The sequence below is a fragment of the Pseudomonas indica NBRC 103045 genome (assembly GCF_002091635.1).
GTDB lineage: Bacteria > Pseudomonadota > Gammaproteobacteria > Pseudomonadales > Pseudomonadaceae > Pseudomonas_M > Pseudomonas_M indica.
On the sequence record NZ_BDAC01000009.1, the window covers coordinates 188,911 to 213,923 of the forward strand.

23 protein-coding genes and 1 pseudogene are annotated in these 25,013 nt (G+C 64.1%); 12 read left to right on the forward strand and 12 right to left on the reverse strand.

What is annotated here, in order from left to right; genetic code table 11:
- Positions 1-86: 86 nt before the first annotated feature.
- Positions 87-1,463: an ATP-dependent RNA helicase DbpA gene (gene dbpA / locus PIN01S_RS13015; protein WP_084336099.1), complete on the forward strand. Its 1,377-nt coding sequence runs from the start codon at positions 87-89 to the stop codon at positions 1,461-1,463.
- 100 nt (positions 1,464-1,563) lie between these two features.
- Here the strand turns inward: dbpA and PIN01S_RS13020 are convergent, their stop codons facing one another.
- Positions 1,564-1,971: a winged helix-turn-helix transcriptional regulator gene (locus tag PIN01S_RS13020; RefSeq protein WP_084336100.1), complete on the reverse strand. Its 408-nt coding sequence runs from the start codon at positions 1,969-1,971 to the stop codon at positions 1,564-1,566.
- 358 nt (positions 1,972-2,329) lie between these two features.
- Here PIN01S_RS13020 and PIN01S_RS13025 point away from each other — a divergent pair, with 358 nt between their 5' ends.
- The 3 genes from PIN01S_RS13025 (at position 2,330) to PIN01S_RS13035 (ending at position 6,383) form a co-directional block, all read left to right on the forward strand.
- Positions 2,330-2,653 (forward strand): MoaF-related domain-containing protein, encoded by a 324-nt coding sequence (locus tag PIN01S_RS13025; RefSeq protein ID WP_084336101.1) that lies wholly within the window; start codon positions 2,330-2,332, stop codon positions 2,651-2,653.
- A 287-nt stretch (positions 2,654-2,940) separates the two neighbouring features.
- Complete coding sequence (gene yccS, locus PIN01S_RS13030) at positions 2,941-5,124, forward strand: YccS family putative transporter (protein ID WP_084336102.1); 2,184 nt, start codon at positions 2,941-2,943, stop codon at positions 5,122-5,124.
- 77 nt (positions 5,125-5,201) lie between these two features.
- Entirely contained in the window at positions 5,202-6,383 is a 1,182-nt protein-coding gene (locus PIN01S_RS13035) for a BaiN/RdsA family NAD(P)/FAD-dependent oxidoreductase (protein ID WP_280141743.1), read from the forward strand.
- Between the two features lie 427 nt (positions 6,384-6,810).
- Here PIN01S_RS13035 and PIN01S_RS13040 read toward each other — a convergent pair whose 3' ends face one another.
- The 5 genes from PIN01S_RS13040 to PIN01S_RS13060 all read right to left on the reverse strand — a co-directional run bounded on the left by PIN01S_RS13040 (position 6,811) and on the right by PIN01S_RS13060 (position 11,198).
- Positions 6,811-6,999, reverse strand: coding sequence for a hypothetical protein (locus tag PIN01S_RS13040; RefSeq protein WP_084336103.1), 189 nt, complete (start codon positions 6,997-6,999; stop codon positions 6,811-6,813).
- 83 nt (positions 7,000-7,082) lie between these two features.
- Positions 7,083-7,736, reverse strand: coding sequence for a dioxygenase family protein (locus PIN01S_RS13045; RefSeq protein ID WP_084336104.1), 654 nt, complete (start codon positions 7,734-7,736; stop codon positions 7,083-7,085).
- Between the two features lie 7 nt (positions 7,737-7,743).
- Positions 7,744-8,865 carry an alanine dehydrogenase gene (gene ald / locus PIN01S_RS13050; protein WP_084336105.1) on the reverse strand — a complete coding sequence of 374 codons (1,122 nt, stop codon included), beginning with the start codon at positions 8,863-8,865 and terminating at the stop codon, positions 7,744-7,746.
- Positions 8,866-9,048: 183 nt separating this feature from the next.
- Entirely contained in the window at positions 9,049-9,813 is a 765-nt protein-coding gene (locus PIN01S_RS13055) for a slipin family protein (RefSeq protein ID WP_169715829.1), read from the reverse strand.
- Positions 9,810-11,198, reverse strand: coding sequence for an NfeD family protein (locus PIN01S_RS13060; RefSeq protein ID WP_084336106.1), 1,389 nt, complete (start codon positions 11,196-11,198; stop codon positions 9,810-9,812). The genes PIN01S_RS13055 and PIN01S_RS13060 overlap by 4 nt, the downstream gene beginning before the upstream one ends.
- Positions 11,199-11,585: 387 nt before the next feature.
- Between PIN01S_RS13060 and PIN01S_RS13065 the strand changes: the two genes are divergently transcribed.
- Positions 11,586-12,983 (forward strand): cytochrome B6, encoded by a 1,398-nt coding sequence (locus PIN01S_RS13065; RefSeq protein WP_084336107.1) that lies wholly within the window; start codon positions 11,586-11,588, stop codon positions 12,981-12,983.
- Between the two features lie 168 nt (positions 12,984-13,151).
- Here the strand turns inward: PIN01S_RS13065 and PIN01S_RS13070 are convergent, their stop codons facing one another.
- The gene (locus PIN01S_RS13070) at positions 13,152-13,922 is read right to left on the reverse strand and encodes a substrate-binding periplasmic protein (RefSeq protein WP_084336108.1); all 771 of its coding nucleotides are present in this window, start codon (positions 13,920-13,922) and stop codon (positions 13,152-13,154) included.
- A 272-nt stretch (positions 13,923-14,194) separates the two neighbouring features.
- On the opposite strand from PIN01S_RS13070, the gene PIN01S_RS13075 reads away from it, so the two are divergent.
- Positions 14,195-14,659: an aminoacyl-tRNA deacylase gene (locus tag PIN01S_RS13075; RefSeq protein ID WP_084336109.1), complete on the forward strand. Its 465-nt coding sequence runs from the start codon at positions 14,195-14,197 to the stop codon at positions 14,657-14,659.
- Between the two features lie 45 nt (positions 14,660-14,704).
- Here the strand turns inward: PIN01S_RS13075 and PIN01S_RS13080 are convergent, their stop codons facing one another.
- Positions 14,705-14,911: a hypothetical protein gene (locus tag PIN01S_RS13080; RefSeq protein ID WP_084336110.1), complete on the reverse strand. Its 207-nt coding sequence runs from the start codon at positions 14,909-14,911 to the stop codon at positions 14,705-14,707.
- Between the two features lie 206 nt (positions 14,912-15,117).
- Positions 15,118-15,876, reverse strand: coding sequence for a substrate-binding periplasmic protein (locus tag PIN01S_RS13085; RefSeq protein ID WP_212633105.1), 759 nt, complete (start codon positions 15,874-15,876; stop codon positions 15,118-15,120).
- A 297-nt stretch (positions 15,877-16,173) separates the two neighbouring features.
- On the opposite strand from PIN01S_RS13085, the gene PIN01S_RS13090 reads away from it, so the two are divergent.
- The 3 genes from PIN01S_RS13090 to PIN01S_RS13100 all read left to right on the forward strand — a co-directional run bounded on the left by PIN01S_RS13090 (position 16,174) and on the right by PIN01S_RS13100 (position 19,330).
- Positions 16,174-17,784, forward strand: coding sequence for a M28 family metallopeptidase (locus tag PIN01S_RS13090; protein WP_084336111.1), 1,611 nt, complete (start codon positions 16,174-16,176; stop codon positions 17,782-17,784).
- Positions 17,785-18,098: 314 nt separating this feature from the next.
- The gene (locus tag PIN01S_RS13095; protein ID WP_084336112.1) at positions 18,099-18,587 is read left to right on the forward strand and encodes a DUF2165 domain-containing protein; all 489 of its coding nucleotides are present in this window, start codon (positions 18,099-18,101) and stop codon (positions 18,585-18,587) included.
- Positions 18,588-18,937: 350 nt separating this feature from the next.
- Complete coding sequence (locus tag PIN01S_RS13100) at positions 18,938-19,330, forward strand: GFA family protein (RefSeq protein WP_084336113.1); 393 nt, start codon at positions 18,938-18,940, stop codon at positions 19,328-19,330.
- 14 nt (positions 19,331-19,344) lie between these two features.
- On the opposite strand, the gene PIN01S_RS13105 is transcribed toward PIN01S_RS13100, so the two are convergent.
- Positions 19,345-19,854, reverse strand: coding sequence for a YgjP-like metallopeptidase domain-containing protein (locus PIN01S_RS13105; protein ID WP_084336114.1), 510 nt, complete (start codon positions 19,852-19,854; stop codon positions 19,345-19,347).
- A 46-nt stretch (positions 19,855-19,900) separates the two neighbouring features.
- Positions 19,901-21,523 carry a methyl-accepting chemotaxis protein gene (locus PIN01S_RS13110; protein WP_084336115.1) on the reverse strand — a complete coding sequence of 541 codons (1,623 nt, stop codon included), beginning with the start codon at positions 21,521-21,523 and terminating at the stop codon, positions 19,901-19,903.
- 344 nt (positions 21,524-21,867) lie between these two features.
- On the opposite strand from PIN01S_RS13110, the gene PIN01S_RS13115 reads away from it, so the two are divergent.
- From PIN01S_RS13115 to PIN01S_RS13125, 3 genes are all read left to right on the forward strand, one after another.
- Complete coding sequence (locus tag PIN01S_RS13115) at positions 21,868-22,539, forward strand: polysaccharide lyase family 7 protein (RefSeq protein ID WP_084336116.1); 672 nt, start codon at positions 21,868-21,870, stop codon at positions 22,537-22,539.
- A 504-nt stretch (positions 22,540-23,043) separates the two neighbouring features.
- A complete protein-coding gene (locus PIN01S_RS13120) occupies positions 23,044-23,718 on the forward strand; it encodes a polysaccharide lyase family 7 protein (protein WP_084336117.1) in 675 nt (224 codons plus the stop codon).
- A 176-nt stretch (positions 23,719-23,894) separates the two neighbouring features.
- Positions 23,895-24,575, forward strand: coding sequence for a polysaccharide lyase family 7 protein (locus tag PIN01S_RS13125; RefSeq protein WP_084336118.1), 681 nt, complete (start codon positions 23,895-23,897; stop codon positions 24,573-24,575).
- Positions 24,576-24,616: 41 nt separating this feature from the next.
- Here the strand turns inward: PIN01S_RS13125 and PIN01S_RS13130 are convergent.
- Positions 24,617-25,013: pseudogene (locus PIN01S_RS13130) on the reverse strand (IS4 family transposase); the annotation flags it as partial.

A 25,013-nucleotide genomic window follows, 5' to 3' on the forward strand; every position in this document is an offset into this window, starting at 1 on the left:
CCGCGGCGGCCTCCCGGTCGCCGCGCCCCGGCATCCGGCGCCGGGGCTGTTACACTGCGCGCCCATCCCCCTGCCGGACCCTCGCCGTGACCGCCGCCTTCGCCTCCCTGCCGCTCTCCGCCGCCATGCTGGCCAACCTCGACGCCCTCGGTTACACCGAGATGACGCCGATCCAGGCACAGAGCCTGCCGCTCATGCTCAAGGGCCAGGACCTGATCGCCCAGGCCAAGACCGGCAGCGGCAAGACCGCCGCCTTCGGCATCGCCCTGCTCGCCCCGCTGAATCCGCGCTTCTTCGGCTGCCAGGCGCTGGTGCTCTGCCCGACCCGCGAGCTGGCCGACCAGGTGGCCAAGGAGATCCGCCGCCTGGCCCGCGCCGCCGACAACATCAAGGTCCTCACCCTCTGTGGCGGGGTGCCGTTCGGGCCGCAGATCGGTTCGCTGGAACACGGCGCCCACGTCATCGTCGGCACGCCGGGGCGGGTGCAGGAGCACCTGCGCAAGGGCACCCTGACACTGGACGGCCTCAACACCCTGGTGCTGGACGAAGCCGACCGCATGCTGGACATGGGCTTCTACGATTCCATCGCCGACATCATCGGCCAGACCCCGGCGCGCCGGCAGACGCTGCTGTTCTCCGCCACCTACCCGGCTGGCATCGAGCAGCTCGCCGCCACCTTCATGAAGGCACCGCAGCGCGTACAGGTGGAAGCCCTGCACGACGACGGCCAGATCGAGCAGCGCTTCTACGAGATCGACCCGCGCCAGCGCCTGGACGCGGTGCTGCGCCTGCTGCTGCACTTCCGTCCGCAATCCAGCGTCGCCTTCTGCCACACCCGGCAGCAGTGCCAGGAACTGGTGGAGCACCTGCAGGCACGGAAGATTTCCGCCCTGGCCCTGCACGGCGACCTCGAACAGCGCGACCGCGACCAGGTCCTGGCGATGTTCGCCAATCGCAGTTGCAGCGTGCTGGTGGCCACCGACGTGGCGGCCCGCGGCCTGGACATCGCCGGGCTGGAAGCGGTGATCAACGTCGAACTGGCGCGCGACCCGGAGGTGCATATCCATCGCATCGGCCGCAGCGGCCGCGCCGGCGAAAAGGGCCTGGCCTTGAGCCTGGTGGCGCCGGCCGAAGCCAGCCGCGCCCAGGCCATCGAGAACCTGCAGAAGGCGCCACTGAACTGGCACGAGCTGGACAGCCTGAAGCCGAAAAGCGACGAACCACTGCTGCCGCCGATGACCACCCTGTGCATCGCCGCCGGACGCAAGGACAAACTGCGCCCCGGCGACATCCTCGGCGCCCTCACCGGCGAAGCCGGCATCCCCGGCGCCCAGGTGGGCAAGATCGCCCTGTTCGACTTCCAGGCCTACGTCGCGGTGGACCGCAGCGTCGCCCGCCAGGCGCTCAAGCGGCTGAGCGAAGGCAAGATCAAGGGACGTTCAATGAAGGTGCGGGTGCTCTGAAGGCCGCCTGCGGTTTGTCTTTCCCGGATTGCGCTTCGCTTATCCGGGTTACGTTCATGTCAAGCCCCAGGGAGCGCTCTCGGTTTCCGCTCCGTCCGACTCAGTCGGCGAGTGCCTGTTTCCTCTCTGATGCCCCCCTCCCAGCGTAAGACCTGCGAGCTTCGCAAATGGCCCTGTGGTGGGCGTCCGCCCAGGCAACCAGCCCTTTCATGGGCACGAGGAACGAGCAGCCCAGATCGGTCAGGTCATATTCCACCCGTGGTGGCACCTCCGGGTACAGCGTGCGCCGGACAAAGCCATCCTGCTCCAAGTGTTTCAGTGTCCTGGACAGCATCTGCTTCGATATATCGCCGATGGCTCGCATCAATTCGTTGAAGCGCATCGTCCCGCCCTCCAGCGTCTCCAGGACGAGCAAGCTCCATTGATCGCCGATCCGGTCGAGTACGTCCCGGATCGGACAGGGCTGATCGAATTCATTGGCTTCGCTTTTGGTTTCGTTCTTGAGCACGACGATTTCTCGTTCATTTCCAAAGGTCAGACCGGGCTGACCTGATGACGCAGCGATGACTTCTTGTGGAACCGAACCGGATTCCCGAGAATCCACGAAGGTCTACATAGTAGACCTGATATGAATTTCAAACCAATGCCGGTATGGCAGCGCAGCCATCGGAGCCCAAACACTGCGTGCCGCGCGCCCTCTCACAGCCGCCATGGCTCGCGTCCGGCGCTCCCGGCCGGTAAATGAATCGGTTAACCCAATGTTCGCAACCAGCCCATCCACCCTTATTGCCACTGTTCTAATGGCACTCGCCATCCCTTCGCTGTCGCAGGCCGGCAATGACTCTTTCGAAAAGGAAACAACCTCTATGACCGCCATCGCCTTTCCCGCCATTGGCCACGTTTTCCGCGCCGACTATGGTGAGCGGGTCTACCGCGTCGCCTTCGATGCGGACGGCAAGACACTGCGCTGGGCTCCGTTCCCCGCCGAAGATTTCGACGCCGCCGCGACAACGGAAACCTACCGATCCCTTCCAATCCGCCCGGGCGTGTTCATGGTGACCTGGAAGGAAGCCGACGGTACGACGGTCACGCATGTGGAGGACTTCGAACATGACACCGTCCACGCCTCCATCACGCTTCCCGACCACACCTTCCTGAACCTGACGGGTTCCTGGACACGAGTCGATTGAGCAAGGAAAACGTCCTTGCCAAGGATCCAGTTCCGCTCCGCAGAGGCGAAGCAATAGCTCAACCCTGACACCACGGGGCGGATAAATCCGCCCCTGCAAGTCATCCCCTAAAGGATGGCGAAGCGTGAGCTGCCCCATCCCCCCTCACAGACCTGCCGCACACCGGCCGGCAATGCCCATCGCGGAATGTTCCTTGCTTGCTCGAGAGCGGCTACGCTGGCGGCGTGACGGTCGTCGCGCCGCGGCGTCCAACACTCCCAACGCAGTCACAAGGCCCCGCGCATTCCATGCTTTCACCTTCGTTCCGGCAATCCCTGCGCCGTCTCTGGGCACTGGACAAGTTCGGCTACAGCCTGCGGGTCTTCGTCGCCCTGGCCGGAGCCATGGCGCTCGGCTGGTGGCAGGACCAGATGGGCATGGTCATCCCGCTGTTCCTCGGCATCATCGCCAGCGCCCTGGCGGAAACCGACGACAGTTGGCTCGGCCGCCTCAGCGCATTGCTGGTCACCCTGTTCTGCTTCAGCGTGGCGGCGCTAGCGGTGGAGCTGCTGTTCCCCTATCCCTGGCTGTTCGTCGCCGGCCTGGCCCTGGCCACCTTCGGCCTGGTGATGCTCGGCGCCCTCGGCGAGCGCTACGCGGCCATCGCCTCGGCCACCCTTATTCTCTCCATTTACAGCATGATCGGCGTCGACCAGCGCGGCGGCGTGACCGGCGACCTGTGGCGCGAGCCTCTGCTGTTGGTGGGCGGTGCCGCCTGGTACGGCGCACTCTCGGTGTTATGGAACGCGCTGTTCGCGCACCAGCCGGTGCAGCAGAGTTTGGCCCGCCTGTACCGCGAGCTGGGCCTGTACCTGAAGCTCAAGGCCGCGCTGCTCGAACCGCTGCGCCAGCTCGACCTGGAAGCCCGCCGCCTGGAACTGGCACGGCAGAACGGCAAGGTGGTCTCGGCGCTGAACGCCGCCAAGGAGACCATCCTCAACCGCATCGGCAGCAGCCGCCCGGGACCGAAGGTGAACCGCTACCTGAAGCTGTATTTCATGGCCCAGGACATCCACGAGCGCGCCAGCTCCTCGCACTACCCGTACAACGCCCTGGCCGAGGCCTTTTTCCACAGCGACGTGCTGTTCCGCTGCCAACGCCTGCTCAAGCTGCAAGCCCGCGCCTGCCGTGAGCTGGGCGAAGCCATCCAGCTGCGCCAACCGTTCGACTACGGCGAGGCCAGCGCCCAGGCGATGGAGGATCTGCACGCCTCGATCGACTACCTGCGCCAGCAGAACAACCCGGCCTGGCGCGGCCTGCTGCGCTCGCTGAACGCGCTGTCGGGCAACCTCGCCACCCTGGAGCGGCAACTGGCCGGGGCGAGCAACCCCGACGCCCTCGCCGAGGAGCAGGACAGCAGCCTGCTCGACCGCTACCCGCGCTCGCTGCGCGAAGCCATCGAGCGCATCCGCCTGCAACTGACGCCCACCTCGCTGCTGTTCCGCCACGCCCTGCGCATGGCCGTGGCGCTGGCCACCGGCTACGGCGTGCTGCACCTGATCCACCCGACCCAGGGCTACTGGATCCTGCTGACCACGGTGTTCGTCTGCCAGCCCAACTATGGCGCCACGCGGATCAAGCTGGTGCAGCGGATCAGCGGCACCATGCTCGGCCTGGTCGCCGGCTGGGCGCTGTTCGAGCTGTTCCCCAGCCCGCTGGTGCAATCCCTCATCGCGGTGGTCGCCGGGGTGGTCTTCTTCGCCACCCGCACCACCGGCTACACCCTGGCCACGGCGGCGATCACCCTGCTGGTGCTGTTCTGTTTCAACCAGGTGGGCGACGGCTACGGGCTGATCTGGCCGCGTCTGGTCGATACCCTGCTCGGCAGCCTGATCGCCGGTGCCGCGGTATTCCTCATCCTGCCGGACTGGCAGGGTCGCCGGCTCAACCAGGTGGTGGCCAACACCCTCAGTTGCAGCAGCCTTTACCTGCGGCAGATCATCCAGCAGTACCACAGCGGCAAGCGCGACGACCTGGCCTACCGCCTGGCCCGGCGCAACGCCCACAACGCCGACGCGGCGCTCTCCACCACGCTGTCCAACATGCTGCTGGAGCCCGGCCACTTCCGGAAGGAGGCGGAGACCGGCTTCCGCTTCCTGGTGCTGTCGCACACCCTGCTGAGCTACCTCTCGGCCCTCGGCGCCCACCGCGAAAGCCTGCCCGCCGACACCAGCGACGCCCTCATCGACCGCGCCGCCGAGCACCTGACCCGGACCCTCGACCAGTTGGCCCAGAGCCTGATCGACAAGCACCCGGTAGCCATCTACAGCGACGAGGAAGAGGCCCTGGCCAAGGAGCTGGAGCAGATGCCCGAGGAACTGGACGACGGCCACCGCCTGCTGCAAACCCAACTCGCCCTGATCTGCCGCCAGCTCGCGCCGCTGCGCAGCATGGCCAGCCACTTGCTCAAGCAGGAACAGGCGGCGGCCTGACCGGCGTGCGGCTGCGCGCCGCTCCTTTCGGGTAAGATGCGCGCGCCCGACCGGGTCGCAGTTCGACGAGGTTTTCCGTGCTCCCTTCTTCCGATGTCGTCATTCTCGGCGCCGGCGCCGCCGGCCTGATGTGTGCCTTCACCGCCGCCCAGCGCGGCCGCCGGGTGCTGCTGCTCGATCACGCCAACAAGGCCGGCAAGAAAATCCTCATGTCCGGCGGCGGGCGTTGCAACTTCACCAACCTGTACACCGAACCGGCCAACTTCCTCTCGCGCAACCCGCACTTCTGCAAGTCGGCCCTGGCCCGCTTCACCCAGTGGGATTTCATCGGCCTGGTGGCCAAGCACGGCATCCCGTACCACGAGAAAAAGCTCGGCCAACTGTTCTGCGATCACAAATCCAGCGACATCCTCGAAATGCTGCTGAAGGAATGCGCCGAGGCCGGCGTCGACCTGCGCCTGAACACCTCCATCGAGCGGATCGAAAAGACCGACGGCGGCTACCGCCTAGACACCAGCGCCGGTCCGGTGGACTGCCAGTCCCTGGTGATCGCCACCGGCGGCCTGTCGATCCCCACCCTTGGCGCCACCGGCTTCGGCTACCAAGTCGCCCGCCAGTTCGGCCACGACGTGCTGCCAACCCGCGCCGGGCTGGTGCCCTTCACCATCACCGATCAGTTGAAGGCGATGTGCAGCGAACTGTCCGGCACCTCGGTGGATTGCCGGGTGAGCTGCAACGGCCAGAGCTTCCGCGAGAACATCCTGTTCACTCACCGTGGCCTCAGCGGCCCGGCGATCCTGCAGATTTCCTCCTACTGGCAGCCGGGCGACGAAGTGGAAATCGACCTGCTGCCGGACCGCGACGCCGCCGACTGGCTGGCCGAGCAACAGGCCGCGCGACCCAACACCGAACTGAAGACGCTGCTCGCCGAGTGCTTCACCAAGAAGCTGGCGAGCCTGCTGGCCGAGCACTGGTTCGTCTCGAAACCGCTGAAGCAGTACACCCCGGCCGAACTGAACGCCATTGCCCAACGCCTCTCCGCCTGGACCCTGGTACCCGCCGGCACCGAAGGCTACCGCACCGCCGAAGTCACCCTGGGTGGGGTGAGCACGGACGAGGTGTCGTCCAAGACCTTCGAATCCCAGCGCTCGCCGGGGCTGTACTTCATCGGCGAAGTGCTCGACGTCACCGGCCACCTCGGCGGCTTCAACTTCCAATGGGCCTGGGCTTCGGGGCACGCGGCCGGAGAGTACGTCTGAGCCCCACGGGCGAATGAATTCGCCCCTACAGGGGAACGGTGCACACCCGTAGGAGCGAGCTCTGCTGGCGATCCGTGCTTCCGGCGAACCTCCGTTTCGCGAGCAGAGCTCGCTCCTACAAAACCGCGCTGCAACTGTCCCTCGGGTGAATAAATTTGCCCCTACGCTGGAACGGCGCCCACCCGTAGGAGCCAGCTCTGCTGGCGATCCGTGCTTCCGGCGAATCTCCGCTTCGCGAGCTGAGCTCGCTCCTACAAAACCGCGCTGCAACTGTCCCTCGGGTGAATAAATTTGCCCCTACGCTGGAACGGCCCCCACCCGTAGGAGCCAGCTCTGCTGGCGATCCGTGCGCTTTCGGCGAATCTCCGCTTCGCGAGCAGAACTCGCTCCTACAGGGCCGCGCGGTGGCTGAACCACCTACACGAACCTATTCCCGCTCACCCGTCCCACTCCCCGGGCGTTCTTCCAACGGCGGTTCGGCCACGGTGTCCTGGTATTGCTGCGGGCTTTCCTGTGGGCCGCTCATGCTGTCGCGCTGCTGCTCTTCCGGCGGTTTGTCGCACCCCGTCAGCAGCAGGCCGAGCAAGGTGGCGAGGAGGATCGGTGTGCTGCGCATCGTCGGGCTCCGTTTCCAAGGTCGTGATGCCGGCGTGAACCGGCCCTTGTTCGGTTGACCGCTTCCCGCGCTGGGAGTGCGGCTCACTGGGCGGCGGTGAGTCCGAGGACGATGTCGAAGCGCGCGCTCAACTCACCGCTGGGCGAATCCGGCAGCGGTGCGAAGTCGACGATCAGGCTGTCCCGTGCGTGGGGATCGCGGATGGCGTTGAGGATGCCGTCGCGCGCGTTCAGCGGTTCGCCACGGACGTAGCACTGGGTGGTGAAGCGCGGCTGGCCGGGTGGGGTGACGGCCACGTGGATGTGCGGCGTGCGCCCCGGATAGGGCACCGGGCGAATGGTGCGGAAGCGGTAGGCCCCGTCGAGGCTGGTTTCGAACCGGCCGTAGCCCTGGAAGTTGCCGTCGCGCCGTGCCGGATCGCCGCCCCGGCTGTGCAGGTACTGGCCGTTGCGGTCCACCTGCCAGATTTCGATCAGCGTCCGGTTGAGCGGCGCGCCGCGGGCATCGAGCAGACGGCCATGGAGATGGACGACTTGGCCGATGGCCGGGGTGAGCCGGTCATCGACGAGGAGCAGGTCGTTGTCGCGGTCCAGCGGCAGCACGTCCGGGTAGAACGGGCCCTGAGTCTGCCGGGGTGTCAGCAGCAGCTCGGCGAAGACACCGGGCGCCGCCAACGCGAGGCCGGCGCAGCCGAGGCCCTGCAGCAGCCTGCGGCGAAGTGCATCCGGCCCCGGCATCGGTGCCTCACAGCTCGGCGAGCACCGCGCCCGGCGGCTGGTGCGGCAGGCCGTGGGCGTCCGCCACGCTGGCGCAGGTGATCAGCCCGCGCGCGACGTTAAGGCCGTTGAGCAAATGCGGGTCGCCCTCCAGGGCGCGGCGGGTGCCTTTCTCGGCCAAGGCCACGACGAATGGCAGGGTCGCGTTGTTCAGCGCCAGGGTGGAGGTGCGCGCCACGCCGCCAGGCATGTTGGCGACGCAGTAGTGCACCACTTCGTCGACCAGGTAGGTGGGCTTGTCGTGGGTGGTGGGCTTGGACGTCTCGGAGCAACCGCCCTGGTCGATGGCCACGTCCACCAGCACCGCGCCGGGCTTCATCAGGCTGACCATCTCGGCGCTGATCAGCTTGGGCGCCGAGGCACCGGGGATCAGCACCGCGCCGATCACCAGGTCCGCCGCCAGCACCTGCTCGCGCACCGCGCTGCGGGTCGAGTAGAGCGTGGCGATGCGGTTGCCGTACTGCGCATCCAGCCGACGCAAGGCATCGACGCTCTTGTCCAACACGGTGACGTCGGCGCCCAGCCCCACGGCCATGGCCAAGGCATGGCTGCCGACCACGCCGCCACCGAGGATCACCACCTTGCCCGCTGGCACGCCGGGCACTCCGCCCAACAGCACGCCGCGCCCACCGCGGGCCTTTTCCAAGCAAGTGGCGCCGGCCTGGATCGACATGCGCCCGGCCACTTCGGACATCGGTGCCAGCAACGGCAGGCGGCCCTGGGCATCGGTGACGGTCTCGTAGGCGATGCAGACGGCGCCCGAAGCGATCAGCTCGTCGGTCTGGGCGCGGTCCGGGGCCAGGTGCAGGTAGGTGAACAGGGTATGTTCCGGGCGCAGACGGGCGCGTTCTTCGGCCAATGGCTCCTTGACCTTGACGATCAGCTCGGCGACGTCGAACACCTCGTCGGCGTCGCGGGCGATCCGCGCGCCAGCGGCCTGGTAATCCTCGTCGAAGAAGCCGATAGCCGCGCCGGCCTGGGTCTGCACCGAGACTTCATGACCGAGCCCGGTCAGTTCGGCCACGGATTGCGGGGTCAGGCCGACGCGGTATTCATGGTTCTTGATTTCCTTGGGAACGCCGATACGCATGGGATTCTCCGGACAATGGCGGCAATGCAGCCGATAGGAGAAAGTCTAGGAAAGCCTCGCCCATCCGCAGGCCTGAATACGCACAGGCTTTCAGGAGATTTCGCTGAAAACCCGCCTCTTTTTGGACAGCCGACACGACCGAAGGCACTGGCAAGCGGGTTTCTTCCTTCGCGCTCGCTCGGATCATTTCGGCCCCTCGGGTGCGGTGGTCATGCCCTTCAGCAACTCGATAGGCAGCGGGAAGACGATGGTCGAGCTTTTGTCGCCGGCGATCGATCCCAGGGTCTGCATGTAGCGCAGCTGCATGGCGCCGGGCTGGCGACCGAGCATCTCGGCGGCCTGCATCAATTTCTCGGAGGCTTGCAGCTCGCCCTCGGCGTGGATCACTTTGGCCCGCCGTTCGCGCTCGGCTTCGGCCTGGCGGGCGATGGCGCGAATCATGGACTCGTCCAGGTCGACATGCTTGATCTCCACGTTGGAGACCTTGATGCCCCAGGCGTCGGTCTGCGCATCCAGTACCTGCTGGATGTCGCTGTTGAGCTGCTCGCGCTCGGCCAGCATGTCGTCGAGGTCATGCTTGCCCAGCACCGCGCGCAGGGTGGTCTGCGCCAACTGGCTGGTGGCCGAGTGGTAATCCTCGACCTGGATGATCGCCCGCTGAGGGTCGAGCACCCGGTAGTAGACCACCGCGTTGACCTTCACCGAGACGTTGTCGCGGGAGATCACGTCCTGGGTCGGTACGTCCAGCACCAGGGTGCGCAGGTCGACCCGTACCATCTGCTGGATGCCCGGGATGATGATGACCAGCCCAGGCCCCTTGACCCGCCAGAAGCGGCCGAGCTGGAACACCACGCCCCGTTCGTATTCGCGCAGGATACGGAACGCCGAAACCAGCAGGGCGAGTACCAGCGCCGCGAGGAATCCGAAACTCAATTGGAAACCGATCATTCAACCTCCTCCCGCTGGCCATCTTCGGCCGCGGTCACCTGTAGAAGAACACCGTCTCGCGCCAGCACCCGCACCGTCTGGCCGGCCTGCAACGGCGCCTCGCTCGACACCCGCCAGCGCTCGCCCTGCAAGCGGACCCAGCCGCTGCGGGGGTCGTCCGACTGCACCGCGTCCACCGCCACCCGACTGCCGATCAGCCCGGCGTCGCCGCTGACCAGCACCCGCTGGCGCGCCTTCAGCGCCATTCCCACCAGCGCCGCGATCAATACCGCGCTGACCACCGCCACGCTGACGATCAGCGGCAGCGGAATACCGAAGCCGGGGACTTCGGTATCGATCAGGATTACCGCGCCGACCACGAACGCCACCACCCCACCGATGCCGAGCACGCCGAAGCTGGGCAGGAAGGCTTCGGCCACCATGAAGGCGAGGCCAAGCAGGATCAGCCCTACTCCGGCATAGCTCACCGGCAGCAGTTGCAGCGAATAGAGCGCGAGGATCAGGCAGATGCCGCCGAGCACACCGCCGATGCCGAGACCGGGGTTGGTGAATTCGAAGAACAGACCGTAGATGCCCAGCATCATCAGGATCAGCGCCACGCTGGGGTTGGTGATCACCGCCAACAGGCGGGTGCGCCAGTCCGGCTCGTGGTGGATCAGCGCGGCACCGGCGGTACGCAGCGTCAGGTCCTGGCCGGCGGCGTTCAGCGTCTTGCCGTCCAGTTGCCGCAGCAGGTCGTTGAGGTCCCGCGCCCGGTAGTCCACCACCTTGAGCCGCAGCGCTTCGTCGGCGGACAGGCTGACCGCCTCGCGCACCGCCCGCTCGGCCCAATCGGCGTTACGCCCGCGCATCTGCGCCAGGCCACGGATATAGGCAGCGGCATCGTTGACCTGCTTGCGCGTCAGCGCATCGCCGGATTCGGGATCGTTCGGCTGGCCACGCTGGCGTTGCGGGTCATCGGGATCTTCCGGCTGCTCGGGCGGCGCGCCGGGCATGCCGCCGATCTGCACCGGGGTCGCCGCACCCAGGTTGGTGCCCGGGGCCATGGCGGCGATATGGCTGGCATAGAGGATGTAGGTGCCGGCGCTGGCGGCCCGTGCCCCGCTGGGCGACACGTAGCTGGCCACCGGCACGGGACTGGCGAGGATCGCCTTGATGATGTCGCGCATCGAGGTATCCAGGCCGCCGGGGGTGTCGATGTTGATCACCACCAGTTGCGCGCCCTCGTCCACTGCGCGGGCCAGCCCGCGCACCAGGTAGTCGGCGCTGGCCGGGCCGATCGGGCCGTTCACCGTCAATACGCTCACCGCGCCGGCGGCCATGGTCGCCGCGGCCGGCGCCAGCAGCGCCAGACACAGCATGATGCGCGGGATCAGGCGATTCATAAGCCTCTCCACGGCAGTACCTGGGAACCACCGGCGGTTACGCCGGACAACGGTTGCTCCTTGCAAGGATAGTTGACGACACCCGCACGGGACGCATATGGGCCCGGAACAGCCGCGTCACCGGCCCGCTCGGGGCGGTTTCGCTTCGACCGATTCGGCATAGCACCAACCCATTGAAAAACCACCGGTTCTAAAGCCAGTGGCCATCAAAACGGCGCAAGCCCTTGTGGCGAAAGCCCTACAGCTCATACGGATTCGTTCGAGAGAGCGCTTCAATCGGGTCGATAGGAGGAGTCTATTTCCAGACGCCAAAGGCTTGACCTAGGCCTACCTACGCGCAGCCCCGTCGTACAGGGAGCCAATACCAATGAACAGGAGGCCGCATAGATGAGCATTCCACCTGCCCGTAACCGTCTGGCGCTCGCCAGCGGTCTGGCACTCGCCGTGATAGCCGGTGCCAGCCATGGCGCCGAACCGAAGAAGCCATCCAGCTATGCACCGGTGATCGAAGAGGATTTCGAGACCGTGTTCAAACGCATGTCGGCGGACAAACCGAAGGTCATGCAGAAGCAGAAAGCGCTGCTGGAAGAGCGCTACGACCTCGCCGACAAGCCGGCCGATGGGGTCACCATGACCCGCGGCAAGCCGGTGCAGGCGGGCATCAGGGTCAAGCTGCCGAAGGGCACGACCTGGGACGAACTGGCGAAGATGAGCCCGGACCAGATTCGCGAGAAGAAGCTCTTCCCCGCCGGCTTCCTGCCCCTGCCCCATCCGAACCACGCCGAAGGCGGGATGGTCTTCCCGCACTTCCAGATCGATGAGATCAACAAGCAGCAACAGCGCGACCTGACCCGCTTCGACCTGGATTTCGACCTGCCGGACCACTTCCTGCCCGAGTTCCCGGCGCCGATCTTCCTCACCACCCGGCCGGACCTGGGCGACGTTTCCCAGGGCAAGCTGGTGACCCTGTCCAACTACTACGAGCTGTTCAACGGCATCCTCAATCCCAAGCAGATCGAGGGCCTGCGCCTGCTCGTCACGCCCTTCATGCAGCAGCAGTTCAACGCCACCGCCGACCGCCGCAGCGAGAAGCCCAGCTTCGGCGTGGCCTGCTTCGACTGCCACGCCAACGGCCACACCAACGCGGCCACTCACCTGGTCGGCGACATTCGCCCGCAGGAGCTGCGCCACCGCATCGACACGCCGTCGCTGCGCGGGGTGAACATCCAGCGCCTGTTCGGTTCGCAGCGTGCCCTGAAGACGGTGGAGGACTTCACCGAGTTCGAGCAACGCGCCGCCTACTTCGACGGCGACCCGGTGATCGCCACCAAGAAAGGCGTGAACATCCTCGAGCGCGGCAGCCAGGTGCACTTCATGGGCGAGTTCCAGGCGCTGCTCGACTTCCCACCCGCGCCCAAGCTGGACATCGAGGGCAAACTGGACCCGAGCAAGGCCACCGAACAGGAAATGCGCGGCCAGGAGCTGTTCTTCGGCAAGGCCGCCTGCGCCGGTTGTCACGTGCCGCCGTACTACACCGACAACCTGATGCATAACCTGAAGACCGAGCGCTTCTTCGAGCCGCAGACGATCAACGGCCGACTGGCCAAGGCCGACGGCCCGATCAAGACCTTCCCGCTGCGCGGCATCAAGGACTCGCCGCCGTACCTGCACGACGACCGCCTGCTGACCCTGGACGACACCGTGGAGTTCTTCAACCTGGTGCTGCAACGCGGTCTCAGCGAGTCGGAAAAAGCCGACCTGGTGGCGTTCCTGAGGACGCTCTAGACAGGCACGGTGCGCCCCGTGTCGCTCAGAACCTGTTTACGAACTCGCGAGCTAGAGCCATGCAAGGCGAAAACAGGCGAGGAAGCGGAGTTTACGAGTTGTAAATGAGCAGTCCGAGCCTGTTTTCAACGCAGCAGGGCCGACGCGCAGCAGATCGTAGACAGGTTCTCAGGGGCGCGCCGTGGTCCGCAGGCTGCTATCGCCGTCCCTCTCCCAGGCACGCAGCAGCTTCGCGTAGGTGCCGTCGGCACGCATCCCGGCCAGCGCCCGGTCGAAGGCAGCGACGATTCGGGCATGGTCGGTGCGGTGGCGGCTGACCAGGATATGCAGCGGGTTCTCGCTCAGCGGTCTGGGCAGGAACTCCAGTGCCTCTCGCAGGCGGGGCGACTCGCGGGACAAGCGAAAGCGCGCCACCCGCTCATCGTCGAGGGCGAGCGCCACCCGTCCGGCATAGAGCATGTGCAGGGCATTGTCGAAGCCCAGCACCGGCACCTTGCGCAGCAAACTGTGGTTATCGAAATGCCGCTCGTAGGCATAGCCGCGCACCACGGCGATGTCCAGCGCCAGCAGGTCGTCCAGCCGGCGGTAGCGGACGGGGTTGTCCTTGCGCTGGAGGAACAGAATCCGGTTGGTCAGGTAGGGTGTCGAGAACGCTCCGATCGCCTCCCGCTCGCGGGAATGCCAGGCGCAGACCAGCACGTCATAACTGCCATTGCCGATACCATGCAGGGCTCGCGCCCAAGGCATTTCCATGTACTCGCTGGCGTAGCCGGCACGCGCCAATGCCGTGCTCACCAGCTCCACGGCCAGACCGCCGTGGGGCAGCGACTGGTCGGTGTAGGGAGGCCAGATGTCACCCACCAGCCGCAGCTTGTCCGCCCACGCCCCGGCGGGTAACAACAGCAAAAGCAGCAAGGCGCCGGTGCGCGACGAAAACATGGGCGATTCCAGTCGGTCGAGGCTCGTTATGGTTCGGGGCACGGCCAATCGCCGCCTCGCCATGAAATGGCGAAGGGCCATTATGTGGCAGTCTTATGGCGCCAGGAAAGCGTCATGACAGCAAGCCTTTTCCGATCGGTTACGTCTCCCTCGTCTATTCACCCCTCTCCATAGCACCAAGTGTTCCTGCTCCGGCGGACTGCCCCAACGCACCGCTGGCTAAACTTTGATCAGGTCAAACGACATGCCCGAAGCGGACGAGGAGGTGAATCATGCGTATGGCGGCAACCCTGCAACGCAGCCTTGAGGGCTCCGGATGCCAGTTCGAACTGGTATCCCACCCGCATTCGGCGACCAGCCTGGAATCGGCACGGACAGCCGGGATACCGGCGGATCGCCTGGCCAAGTCGGTGGTGTTGGACGACCGTCGCGGCCATTTCCTGATGGCCGTGGTGCCGGCCAACCGGCATCTGGATCTGAGCAAAGTGCGCAAGGATTCGCGCAAGTGGCAGCTGACCAGCGAGTACCGGATCGGCAGCCTGTTCAAGGATTGCGAGCGCGGCGCAGTGCCAGCCCTTGGCGAGGCCTATGGAATGAACATGCTGATCGACCCGATGCTGACCCGGCAGCAGGACATCTATCTGGAAGCGGGAGACCACGAGAACCTGGTGCACATGCGCATGGACCAGTTCCTCAAGCTCGCGCCGCACGCCGAAGTGTGCGAACTGAGCCAGTGAGGCTGAGACCCAGGCGGCGCGGCCGCCTGGGAAGCCCGGCAGGATCTACTGGCTCTGCCCGGTCCCGGTGCCAGTGCCGGTCCCGGTGCCTTGCGGCTGCTCCGGCGGTGGCGGGGGAGTGGTCGGCGGCGTGGTCGGCTGCTCGGTTGTGCTCGGCGGCGGAGTGCTCGGGCTCTGCGCGGGCTCGTCCTTCTTGTCGCAGCCCACCAGCAGAGCGCCCAGCAGCGCAGCCAGCAATAAGGGAGTTCGCATGGATCACCTCCATCAGGTTGAAGGCCGTCGAGCGGCCCGGAATCCAGGACCAAACTTGGCCCCCGCATGGATTGACCGTGCCATTCCCGCTTAGTGCCCAAAAACCGTGACGCAGCTCTCCAATTTCTTGGGACACAAACCTTTTGCTTTCTACTGAAACGCCCCGACCGATGGCCTGCATCCCGCGGGATTCGCAGCCTTCCCGGTCAAGGCGTCTCCACCCCATGCTTCTTCGCCAACCGGGCCAGGGTACCGTCCGCCACCAGGGCATCGAACGCGTGATCGAATCGGCTTCGCAGGGCATCGCCGGTGGCGTTGCGGGTGAAGGCGAAGTAGCCCCGCTGGGTATCGATGATCGGCTCGAGCCTGGCGATACGGGTATTCAGCTTCAGGGACATCAGCACAGGCACGGTGTTGCGCTCGTTGCTGGCGAGCAGGCCGACCCGCCCGATGCTGAGCATGCGCAACCCGTTCTCCACGCTGCCGACCATCACCAGATCGAGCTGCGGGCGGGCATTTTCGAAGCGCTCGCCGTAGGTCCAGCCGCGCACCACCGCGATCTCCCGGTCGCTCAAGGCGGCCAGGTCTCCCTTCCAACCAGTCTTCGCATCGAGGCGGGCATAGAAGACGATGCGGTCCTGATAGAACGGATGACGGCCATAGGCGAAGCGCTTCTCCCGCTCCGCCGTCCAATAGGGGCCGATGAGGATATCGGCATGCCCCTGCTCCACCATCTGCTGGGCACGCAACCAGGGATGGCGCTCGAAGCGGACCGTGTCGCCGAGGCGTGCCATGGCCGCACGCAGCAGATCGGGCGCCAGGCCCCGGTATTCGCCCGCCGTGGTCCGCTCGAACACGCCAGGAAACTGCGCCCCTACCGCCAGCCACTCGCGTGCCAGTACCGGGGAGCCGAGCAGCAGGCCGAACAGACAGGCGGCCAGCCGCATGGCGGAAAGGAATCGCATGCCTGGAAAATCTCCGTCAGACAAATGATGTCAGCCTAGCAGCAGCGGCCGGGCTTCTAAACAGACGGCCCGCTCAAAACTCCGCCGTATCTGTACCCACTCGCGAAATTGACCGGTTGGAAAAATTTATCTGGTACGACCGAACCAAAACGAAGCGGCCCAGTCTAGGCTTTAGGTTCGCGTCCGACGATGCAGTAAAGGATTAGTGGCCACAAGCCATGCGCCGACCTGGCTAGCGCACCGTCTCGAAAAACGAACAGCGCGCTGGTGATCTCTCCCTAAAGGATTGGAGGAACCATGTCTAACAAAAACAAAACGCTGCGTGTCGTCTGCAGTACCCTCGCATTCTCCCTCTCCACGACGCTGTACGCCGCTCCACCCCTGGAAACCGACCTGTTCAACGAGTTCTGGAGTCCGTCACGGCCCGATCCGTCCGGCTGCAACTCGATCCTGTTGAACAACACACCCATTGGCCTACCCCGCTGCATGCAGGCCAGCAAGGTCATGAACCACCTGCAGGCGCTGCAGGACATCGCCACCGCGAACGACGGTACGCGCGCGGCCGGGCTGTCCGGCTACCAGGCGTCGGTGGACTACGTGAAGCAGACGCTGGAGCAGGCCGGCTATCAGGTCAAGCTGCAGTCCTTCCCGTTCACCGCGTTCTATCCGCAAGGCCCCGGCGAACTGGCAGCCGTACTGCCGACGCCGGAGACCTACGAATGGGACGTGGACTTCACCTACCTGTCGCAAACCGAACCCGGCGACATCACCGGCAACGTGGTACCGGTGGACCTGGCGCTCGGCCCGGACAACGCGTCCAGCAGCGGTTGTGAAGCCGAGGACTTCAGCAGCTTCCCCGCCGGTTCCATCGCCCTGATCCAGCGCGGCACCTGCAACTTCGAGCAGAAGGCCGAGAACGCCGCGGCGGCCGGTGCCATCGGCGTGATCATCTTCAACCAGGGCAACACCGAGGACCGCAAGGATCTGATCAACGCCACCCTGGGCGATGGTTACGAAGGGGGCATCCCGGCCGTGTTCGCCACCTACGATAACGGCGTGGCCTGGGCCAGCACCGAAGGCCTGCAGTTGCACTTGGTGGTCGACGTGGTGCGCGAGCAGACCGAAACCTTCAACGTGATCGCCGAGACCCGTCGGGGCAACCCGAACAACGTAGTAATGGTCGGCGCCCACCTGGACTCGGTGTTCGAAGGCCCCGGCATCAACGACAACGGCTCGGGCAGTGCCGCCGTCCTGGAAATGGCCCTGCAGATGCGCAAGGCTCATCCGCGCAACAAGGTCCGTTTCGCCTGGTGGGGTGCCGAAGAGTCCGGCCTGGTCGGCTCGACCTACTACGTGAACAACCTCAGCGAGGAAGAGAAGAAGAAGATCAAGGTCTACCTGAACTTCGACATGATCGCCTCGCCGAACTTCGCGTACTTCATCTACGACGGCGACGGCTCCGACTTCGGCCTGGAAGGCCCGCCCGGGTCCGCTGCGGTAGAGAAACTGTTCGAGACCTACTACCAGCTGCGCGGCCTGCCGTACGAGGGCGACGAGATCACCTTCCGTTCCGACTATGCGCAGTTCTTCCTGGACGGCATTGCCTTCGGCGGCCTGTTCACTGGCGCGGAAGTGGTCAAGACCGAGGAACAGGCGGCCAGGTACGGCGGTGAAGCGGGCGTCGCCTTCGACCCCTGCTATCACCAAGCCTGCGACGACATCACCAACCTGGACCAACGGGCGTTGGAGATCAACGGTGACGCCATGGCCTTCGCCACCAGCTGGTTCTCGCTGTCGACCAAACTCATCGACGACGAGAAAGCCGAGGCGCCCGGCACCGCTGCTCGCGCGCTCAGCTCCCAGCAGTCCTACGACATCACCCACTGGGGTAAACACTGGGTCAAATGATCCACTGGCGTGACGAAAAGGGGACGAGCCTTGTGCTCGTCCCCTTTTTCTTTTTGTGCGTCGTCTCACCACGTCCAGGGTTGCCTCATGGATAGGCTTTTCGCGCCGCCGCATTCGGTGAGATTGGCGTCCAATATCGTAGACAGGCAAAACCGCGGTAAGCGGTTTTTCGTGCTGGGAAGCTGGTTTATCAGCCATGTCCATAAGGACGATCATGGTCTCCAGAAGCTGAAAGATCTTGATGCCTAAGGAGGAACCGTTGGGTGTCTCGAGATTGACCACGGGGAGTGCATGCAAGGGATGGGAAGATATCGATGGCCGTTCGAATTCTAAAAATCGTTTTGGTAGCTCTTGTTGGCCTTCAGGGGTGGTTCTACGCCGCCGGGAACATCGTGAACTGGGATTCTGGCATCGGTGCCGTAGCCTATGTGCTCGGGATGAAGGGTCATGAGATTTATGGCAATCACATCTTTCCGCCGATCACCAGTACGGCCCTTGTAACCATTGCATTCTTGATAATCATCACTGGGGAGTTTCTGGTTGGCGCACTGTCTCTAAAGGGGGCCTGGGATCTATGGCGGGCTCGAGGCGGCAGCGCAGACGAATTCAACTCATCCAAGACTTTCGCATTGCTGGGGCCTGGAATGGCTCTGGTGGTGTGGTTCGGCGGCTTCATCGTCATGGGCGGCGCCCTATTCCAAATGTGGCAAACGCAAATTGGCTCGGGCTCGTTCGATGATGCATTTGTATTTGCCGCCACAAGCGGGCTTGTCTTGTTGTTTGTGAACAGTGCTGATTCATAGTGCTCGGCAGTCCGTTGCCAGAGTTCAGCAACCGCCCGACAGGTCGTTGCAACGGACGTTGCCCCGTAGTCATTTGCTGGATCGTTCCCACGCTCTGCGTGGGAATGGGAACCCCTGACGCTCCGCGTCACCCTAAAGCCCCGCTCCCGTAGTGACGCAGAGCGTCTCAGGCCGGGCTACCACGCGGAGCGTGGGGGCCATCAGCCAGCGGAAGCCTCATTCAGGCCCGCTCTTTACATCATCCCACTGCTATCTTCATTACCTCGATAGCGTCGTATGGTAGTTCGCGCTGGCGATCACCCGGCGGGGCTTGTGGTCAACACTGCGAGCGTTTTCAAAGGAGACTCACCATGGACCGATTCACAGGTGGCTGCCTGTGCGGAAACGTCCGCATCGTCGCCTCGGGGCGGCCGTATCGGGTCGGCCTTTGTCATTGTCTCGATTGCCGCAAACATCATGGGGCGCTGTTTCATGCGTCGGCGATTTTTCCCCAGGATGCGGTGACGGTCGAAGGCGAAACGCGCGACTACGCCGGGCGGTTCTTCTGTCCCCGTTGCGGCTCGTCGGTTTTCTCGCGCAGCGAGGATGAAATCGAAGTGAGCCTGGGCTCCCTGGATGCCCCCGATCAGTTGATGCCGACCTACGAACTCTGGACAGTCCGCCGTGAGTCCTGGCTACCGCCGTTTCCGCTCAAGAAACGATACGAGCGCGACCGTGACGACACGAGCCGCTTCGAGGAGTAAGCGGCCGGCCGCGTTCAGCTATCGCTCCGGCCACCCTGCAATTCGCGCCAGGTGAGGTACAGGCGCAGGTCGAATTCCAGTTGGTGGTAGCCCGGCAGCATGTGTTCGCACAGTTTGTAGAAGGCCTTGTTGTGCTCGAACTCCTTCAGGTGGGCCAGTTCGTGCACCACGATCATTTTCAGGAATTCCGGCGCCGCATCCTTGAACAGCGAGGCCACGCGGATTTCCTTCTTCGCCTTGAGCTTGCCGCCGTGCATCCGCGACACCGCGGTGTGCAGCCCCAGTGCGCGCTGAACCACGTCGAGACGGTTGTCGTAAAGCACCTTGTCGATGCCGGGAGCGTTGCGCAGGTGCTCCTGCTTCAGCGCCATGGTGTAGGCGTACAGCGCCTTGTCGCTCTGCACTTCATGGCGCGACGGGTAGCGCTGGGCCAGGTAATCGCCCAGGCGATCCTCGGCGATCAGGTGACGGACCTGATCCAGCAAGGCAGGCGGATACGCCTGGAGAAACCTGAGCGCAGTCATCGGAGTGGCAGGGGCTGTGGACGGGCCGCCAGTGTACCCGCGCCGCTCAGACGACGAAACGCGTCACCATGGTGTTCAGCTCCACCGCCAGGCGCGACAGTTCCTGGCTGGCGGCGGCGGTCTGGTTGGCCCCGGCCGACGTCTGCAGCGACAGGTCGCGGATGTTCACCAGGTTGCGATCCACTTCCCGCGCCACCTGGGCCTGTTCCTCCGCGGCGCTGGCGATCACCAGGGTCCGCTCGTTGATCGCCTCGACCTGCTGGGCGATGACCTCGATCGCCTGCCCGGCGGCCTCGGCTTCTTCCTGCATGCCCAGGGCCCGCTGGCTGCTGCTGTTCATCGCGTCGACCGCCTGGTTGGTGCCTTCTTGGATGCTGCCGATCATCTGCTCGATTTCCAGGGTGGACTCCTGGGTCCGGTGGGCCAGGGCGCGCACTTCGTCCGCCACCACGGCGAAACCGCGCCCCTGCTCGCCGGCGCGCGCCGCTTCGATGGCGGCGTTGAGCGCCAGCAGGTTGGTCTGCTCGGCGATGGAGCGGATCACATCGAGCACTTTGCTGATGTTCTGCGCCTGCTCGGCCAAGCTGCTCACCAGGGTGGCCGTGGTGTTCACCTCATGGCCCATGCTGCGAATGGCGGCGATGGTCTGCCGCACTCGGTCGCGCCCCTGCCCGGCCGATTCGGCGGAGGCGTTGGAGGCTTCCGAGGTGGAGCTGGCATTGCGCGCCACTTCCTCGACCGCGGCGGTCATCTGGTTGACCGCCGTCGCGGCCATCTGGATCTCGTCGTTCTGGCGGATCAGCGAGCGGTTGCTTTCCTCGGTGACCGCACTCAGCTCCTCGGCCGCCGACGCCAGTTGCGTCGCCGAGCCGCCGATCTGCTGGATGGTCCGCCGCAGTTGCACCTGCATGTCCGCCAGGGCCTGCATCAGTTGCGCCGGCTCGTCCGCGCCCTCGGCCTCGATGCGCCCGGTGAGGTCGCCCTTGGCCACGGTACGGGCGACCACCACCGCGTCGCCGAGCGGCCCAACGATGCTGCGGGTCAGCATCCACGCCAGCAGGGCGGTGAGAGCCGCCGCCAGGACCAGCGCGACGATCACAGCCACCTGGCTGCTGGCGAACTGTTCGTCCGCCGCCACACTGGCCGCCTCGCCACCGCGGCTATTCAGTTGTGCTATCTCCTCGGCGGTCTGGCGCATGGCGTCGAACTGGGGCGCCATGCCGTTCAGGCTGGCGAAGGCATCGTCGGTACGGTTGGCGCGGGAGATGGCGAGAAAGGACTCGTGCGCCTTCATGTAATCCGTGCGCTGCGAGCGGAACCGCTCCAGCAGCGCCTTTTCTTCCGAGCCGCTAGCGGTACGGAACAAGTCGTTCTCGACCTTTTCCAGCTCATCCAGAACCTCCTGGAGTTTCCGCTCGACCGCTGACATGCCAGCATCGTCATAGGTGAGGATATGGGCGAACTGCTGCAAGCGGAAGCGGGCGGAAAGCAGTTGCAGCCGGCCGGACATCTGCACACCCGGCAACCAGTCATTGCTGATCACAGTGGAAGCCTGGTTGATAACGGACATGCGGTTCAGGGAAAAGAGGCCGGTGAACAACAGCAACCCGGCAATCAAGGCGAAACTCACGGCGGCGCGCGGGCCGATACCGAAGCGGCGTAGCAGCATGCTGGAACTCCCTGGTGAGGTTGTCATTCCCTTGAGACCATAGCCGATCCCAGAGATTGGGACGGATCAGCAAGCAGTCGAGGCTCGATTCCGCAGCCACGTCCTCGACCCGCCCATTCATTCGATGAATGGTTTTTGCTAGCCAGCGAAGCGGCAAAATGCCATTCAATTATGAATAGACCTCAACCACCACTCGTCGCAACACGGCGCAAAAGCCGCTAAAAGTCTGCGTTTTGCGAACGCATCAGCAAAATCGTTCCCGGCCTCGAAGGCACACTCCCCATGAAAAAATCTCACCACCAGAGCGGAATTCCGCCACAGGAAACAATCGAGGACGTTGCTCAATGGTCGATCTCGCCACTTGGAACCTGAGCGTTCCCGTCGGAACGCCGGCGACCATCATCGAAACACCGAAGCTGGTCGAGGGGTATCAGGACAATTACTTCCGCACGCCTTCCGGAGCCGTGATCTTCTGGGCACCGGTGACGGGTTCGAAAACGGAGAATGCGATCTATCCGCGTACGGAACTACGGGAAAGCTATCCCGATGGCCGGGTGCGCAACTGGCTGTACGCCGATGCCGACAACTTCATGCGCGCCGCCCTGTCGGTCAACCAGGTGCCGTCGTCCGGCAGGGTCGTGATCGGCCAGATCCATGCCTGGAATAGCACCAAGCCCATGCTGAAACTGGAGTACCAGTACGAGGACGACGAAAAGCTGGGTAATGTCGTGGCCAAGTTCCGCAACCGGCCGGACGACGAGGATCCGTTGGTGGTGACGGTGGCTGAGGGCGTCCCCCTGAACAAGCGTTTCACCTACAGCCTGCACGTGACGCCCAACGGCTCCCTCGCCGTGCATGCGGCCGGCTACCGCTGGGTGACCCGCCTGGACCGAAGCTGGGCACCGAAGCCGCTTTATTACAAGGCGGGCATGTATACCCAGGACAATACCGGCTACGCCAACGAAGGCGGGATGGCAACCTTCTACCGGCTGCACATCGAACATAAATCGCTCTGACTCTCCCCCGTGGACAAGGATTCGTCCACTCCGTTTTGCCAACCAGTTCCCCTTTTAAAACTCATCCACGCCCATTCCAGAGCGGCGCAACGGCTACCGCTCGTCGGAAATCCCCCTCCCCTGCAGACGCTCTCTTCGCTCAGTTCTGCCGCTTCGCTTACAAAAAAATGGCGTCAGCTTTCGAACGATTTCCTTATCGAATAAGCCGGACGACAAAATTTCCCGCCATAGCTATTGGCCACAATGCAATAGCAAATCGATAGCAAAACTTCTAAAAATCAATTTTTTGACGCCAATATCACGTCAAAAAAGTCTTTCACCTCACACTCCGTAGGCCTTATAAAGCGACCGCGAGACGGTGTCGTAGACACCTTCGGACAAAGAACCCTTTAGCCATACCCTTCTGTTCGTGTGTCACCGGCCGGATTGCCGAGTAAAGCTCTTTACTGACTCGTGGAATGAGATGTGCCCGACTGAAGCAGTTTCTCCTTAGGAGAATCAGTCATGATCGACCTCGCTACCTGGAACCTGACCATCCCCGTCGGCGTCCCCTCCACCACCATCGAAACCCCGGTTCTGGTCGGCGGTTATCAGGACTACTACTTCAAGAACAACGGGAACAACACCGTATTCTTCTGGGCGCCGGTCAACGGCACCACCACGGACAGCGCCATCTATCCGCGTAGCGAACTGCGCGAAACCTATGCCGATGGGCGCCTGCGCAACTGGCTGCACACGGCGACCGACAATTTCCTGAGCGCCAGCCTGAAGGTCAGCCAAGTGCCGTCCAGCGGCAAGATCGTCATCGGCCAGATCCATGCCTACCAGAGCGACAAGCCGCTGCTGAAGCTGGAGTACCAGTACAAGAGCACCTACGGCTACGGAAACATCGTGGCCAAGGTCCGCTACACGCCGACCGAAGAGACCAGCACGGTCATCACACTGCTCCGGGGCGTTCCGCTGAACCAGGACTTCGACTACGTGACCCACTTGGACCCGAAAGGCAAGCTGAGCGTGACCGTCAACAACACCACCTGGAGCACGCAGCTCGATTCCAGCTGGGCGCCGAAGCCGCTGTACTTCAAGGCCGGCGTGTACACCCAGGACAACACCGGCTACGAAACCGAAGCCGGCGCCGCGACCTTCGATGTGCTGAAAATCGAGCACCGCGCACTGTGAGCCCAAACCGGACTGGCCGCCTGCCTCACAGCGGGCGCCAGTCCCGATCTGCCAACCATCGATAAGAACATTTCGCTCGTGCGTACTGGCAAGGAGCCAGGTAATCACCCTTACCGACGATGGATTTGCTGTACCCCGACTGAAGCCGTTCTCCCGTAGTACAGAGAGAATCAGTCATGATCGACCTTGCAATCTGGAACCTGAGCATTCCCGTCGGCGTTCCCGCCACTACCATCGAAACCCCTGTCCTGGCCTCGGGATATCAGGATCACTATTTCAAGAACAACAACTACGACAGCCTGTTCTTCTGGGCACCGGTCAACGGCACCACTACTGCAAGCGCGAGCTATCCGCGGACCGAGCTGCGGGAAACCTATCCAGACGGCAAGCCGCACAACTGGACCTATCCGAGCGCAGACAACTTCCTGCGGGCCGGCCTGAAGGTCAGCCAGGTTCCATCCACCGGCAAGATCGTGGTCGGCCAGATCCATGCCTATAAAAGCAGCCGTCCGCTGCTGAAGTTGGAGTACCAGTACAAGGCGCGCTACGACTACGGCAACATCGTGGTGAAGGTCCGCCGCTCGCCGGATGACGAGACGTCGGAAGTCATCAATGTGCTCAGCGGAGTTCCGCTGAACCAGCGCTTCATCTACAGCATTCACCTCACGCCGAAAGGCACGCTGAGCGTGAACGTGAACGCGACGAAGTGGACCACAAAGCTGGACTCGGCCTGGGCGACGAAACCGCTGTACTTCAAGGCGGGGGTTTATACCCAGGACAACACCGGCTACGAAACCGAGGCCGGCGCAGCGATCTTCGACAAGCTACAGATCGAGCACCGCCCGCTCCCCATGTGACCGAGCGACAACAAAAAACCCGCTTTTCAGCGTAATGCTGTTCACTTAAGCGGAGCGGCCTTTCGATCCACGGGATAGCGGGTCTTTGAAATCTTCACCGTCCTTGGTCGTGATGGCCTGGGGCGGTGATCCAGAAACAGCCCGCCGATTCCCGCCCTTAACTCCGACAAACGTCTTCCGGTTGCTGAAATCGGGTTGGCCGCCGCCATTACGATCAGCTGCACGGCGATGTAGTGGGCTACGGGTTTGAAGCGGATCTCACATGGAGAGCGGCCAAAGGCGACGGCAGCCTGGCTGGCTTCCCGGCGGATGATGTTGTAGGCCAGCAACAAGCCCCAGACCTCCTGGTAAACCAGTTCCTTTACCTTGCTACGCAGGGTCATTGCATTTTGCTGCAGAGAACTCTTGATATCCCTGAAGCCCAGTTCGATCTCCCAG

Excerpts from the sequence above, each read along its gene's own strand:
- ald (WP_084336105.1), bottom strand. The coding sequence starts at position 8,865 with ATGCGTATCGGCGTTCCCAAGGAAATCAAGAACCATGAATACCGCGTC.
- PIN01S_RS13025 (WP_084336101.1), top strand. The coding sequence starts at position 2,330 with ATGACCGCCATCGCCTTTCCCGCCATTGGCCACGTTTTCCGCGCCGAC.
- PIN01S_RS13080 (WP_084336110.1), bottom strand. The coding sequence starts at position 14,911 with ATGCGAACTCCCTTATTGCTGGCTGCGCTGCTGGGCGCTCTGCTGGTG.
- PIN01S_RS13120 (WP_084336117.1), top strand. The coding sequence starts at position 23,044 with ATGATCGACCTCGCTACCTGGAACCTGACCATCCCCGTCGGCGTCCCC.
- PIN01S_RS13075 (WP_084336109.1), top strand. The coding sequence starts at position 14,195 with ATGCGTATGGCGGCAACCCTGCAACGCAGCCTTGAGGGCTCCGGATGC.
- PIN01S_RS13105 (WP_084336114.1), bottom strand. The coding sequence starts at position 19,854 with ATGACTGCGCTCAGGTTTCTCCAGGCGTATCCGCCTGCCTTGCTGGAT.
- PIN01S_RS13055 (WP_169715829.1), bottom strand. The coding sequence starts at position 9,813 with ATGATCGGTTTCCAATTGAGTTTCGGATTCCTCGCGGCGCTGGTACTC.
- PIN01S_RS13100 (WP_084336113.1), top strand. The coding sequence starts at position 18,938 with ATGGACCGATTCACAGGTGGCTGCCTGTGCGGAAACGTCCGCATCGTC.
- PIN01S_RS13110 (WP_084336115.1), bottom strand. The coding sequence starts at position 21,523 with ATGCTGCTACGCCGCTTCGGTATCGGCCCGCGCGCCGCCGTGAGTTTC.
- PIN01S_RS13115 (WP_084336116.1), top strand. The coding sequence starts at position 21,868 with ATGGTCGATCTCGCCACTTGGAACCTGAGCGTTCCCGTCGGAACGCCG.
- PIN01S_RS13045 (WP_084336104.1), bottom strand. The coding sequence starts at position 7,736 with ATGCCGGGGCCGGATGCACTTCGCCGCAGGCTGCTGCAGGGCCTCGGC.
- yccS (WP_084336102.1), top strand. The coding sequence starts at position 2,941 with ATGCTTTCACCTTCGTTCCGGCAATCCCTGCGCCGTCTCTGGGCACTG.
- PIN01S_RS13090 (WP_084336111.1), top strand. The coding sequence starts at position 16,174 with ATGTCTAACAAAAACAAAACGCTGCGTGTCGTCTGCAGTACCCTCGCA.
- PIN01S_RS13065 (WP_084336107.1), top strand. The coding sequence starts at position 11,586 with ATGAGCATTCCACCTGCCCGTAACCGTCTGGCGCTCGCCAGCGGTCTG.
- PIN01S_RS13095 (WP_084336112.1), top strand. The coding sequence starts at position 18,099 with ATGGCCGTTCGAATTCTAAAAATCGTTTTGGTAGCTCTTGTTGGCCTT.
- PIN01S_RS13040 (WP_084336103.1), bottom strand. The coding sequence starts at position 6,999 with ATGCGCAGCACACCGATCCTCCTCGCCACCTTGCTCGGCCTGCTGCTG.
- PIN01S_RS13060 (WP_084336106.1), bottom strand. The coding sequence starts at position 11,198 with ATGAATCGCCTGATCCCGCGCATCATGCTGTGTCTGGCGCTGCTGGCG.
- PIN01S_RS13125 (WP_084336118.1), top strand. The coding sequence starts at position 23,895 with ATGATCGACCTTGCAATCTGGAACCTGAGCATTCCCGTCGGCGTTCCC.
- PIN01S_RS13070 (WP_084336108.1), bottom strand. The coding sequence starts at position 13,922 with ATGTTTTCGTCGCGCACCGGCGCCTTGCTGCTTTTGCTGTTGTTACCC.
- PIN01S_RS13085 (WP_212633105.1), bottom strand. The coding sequence starts at position 15,876 with ATGCGATTCCTTTCCGCCATGCGGCTGGCCGCCTGTCTGTTCGGCCTG.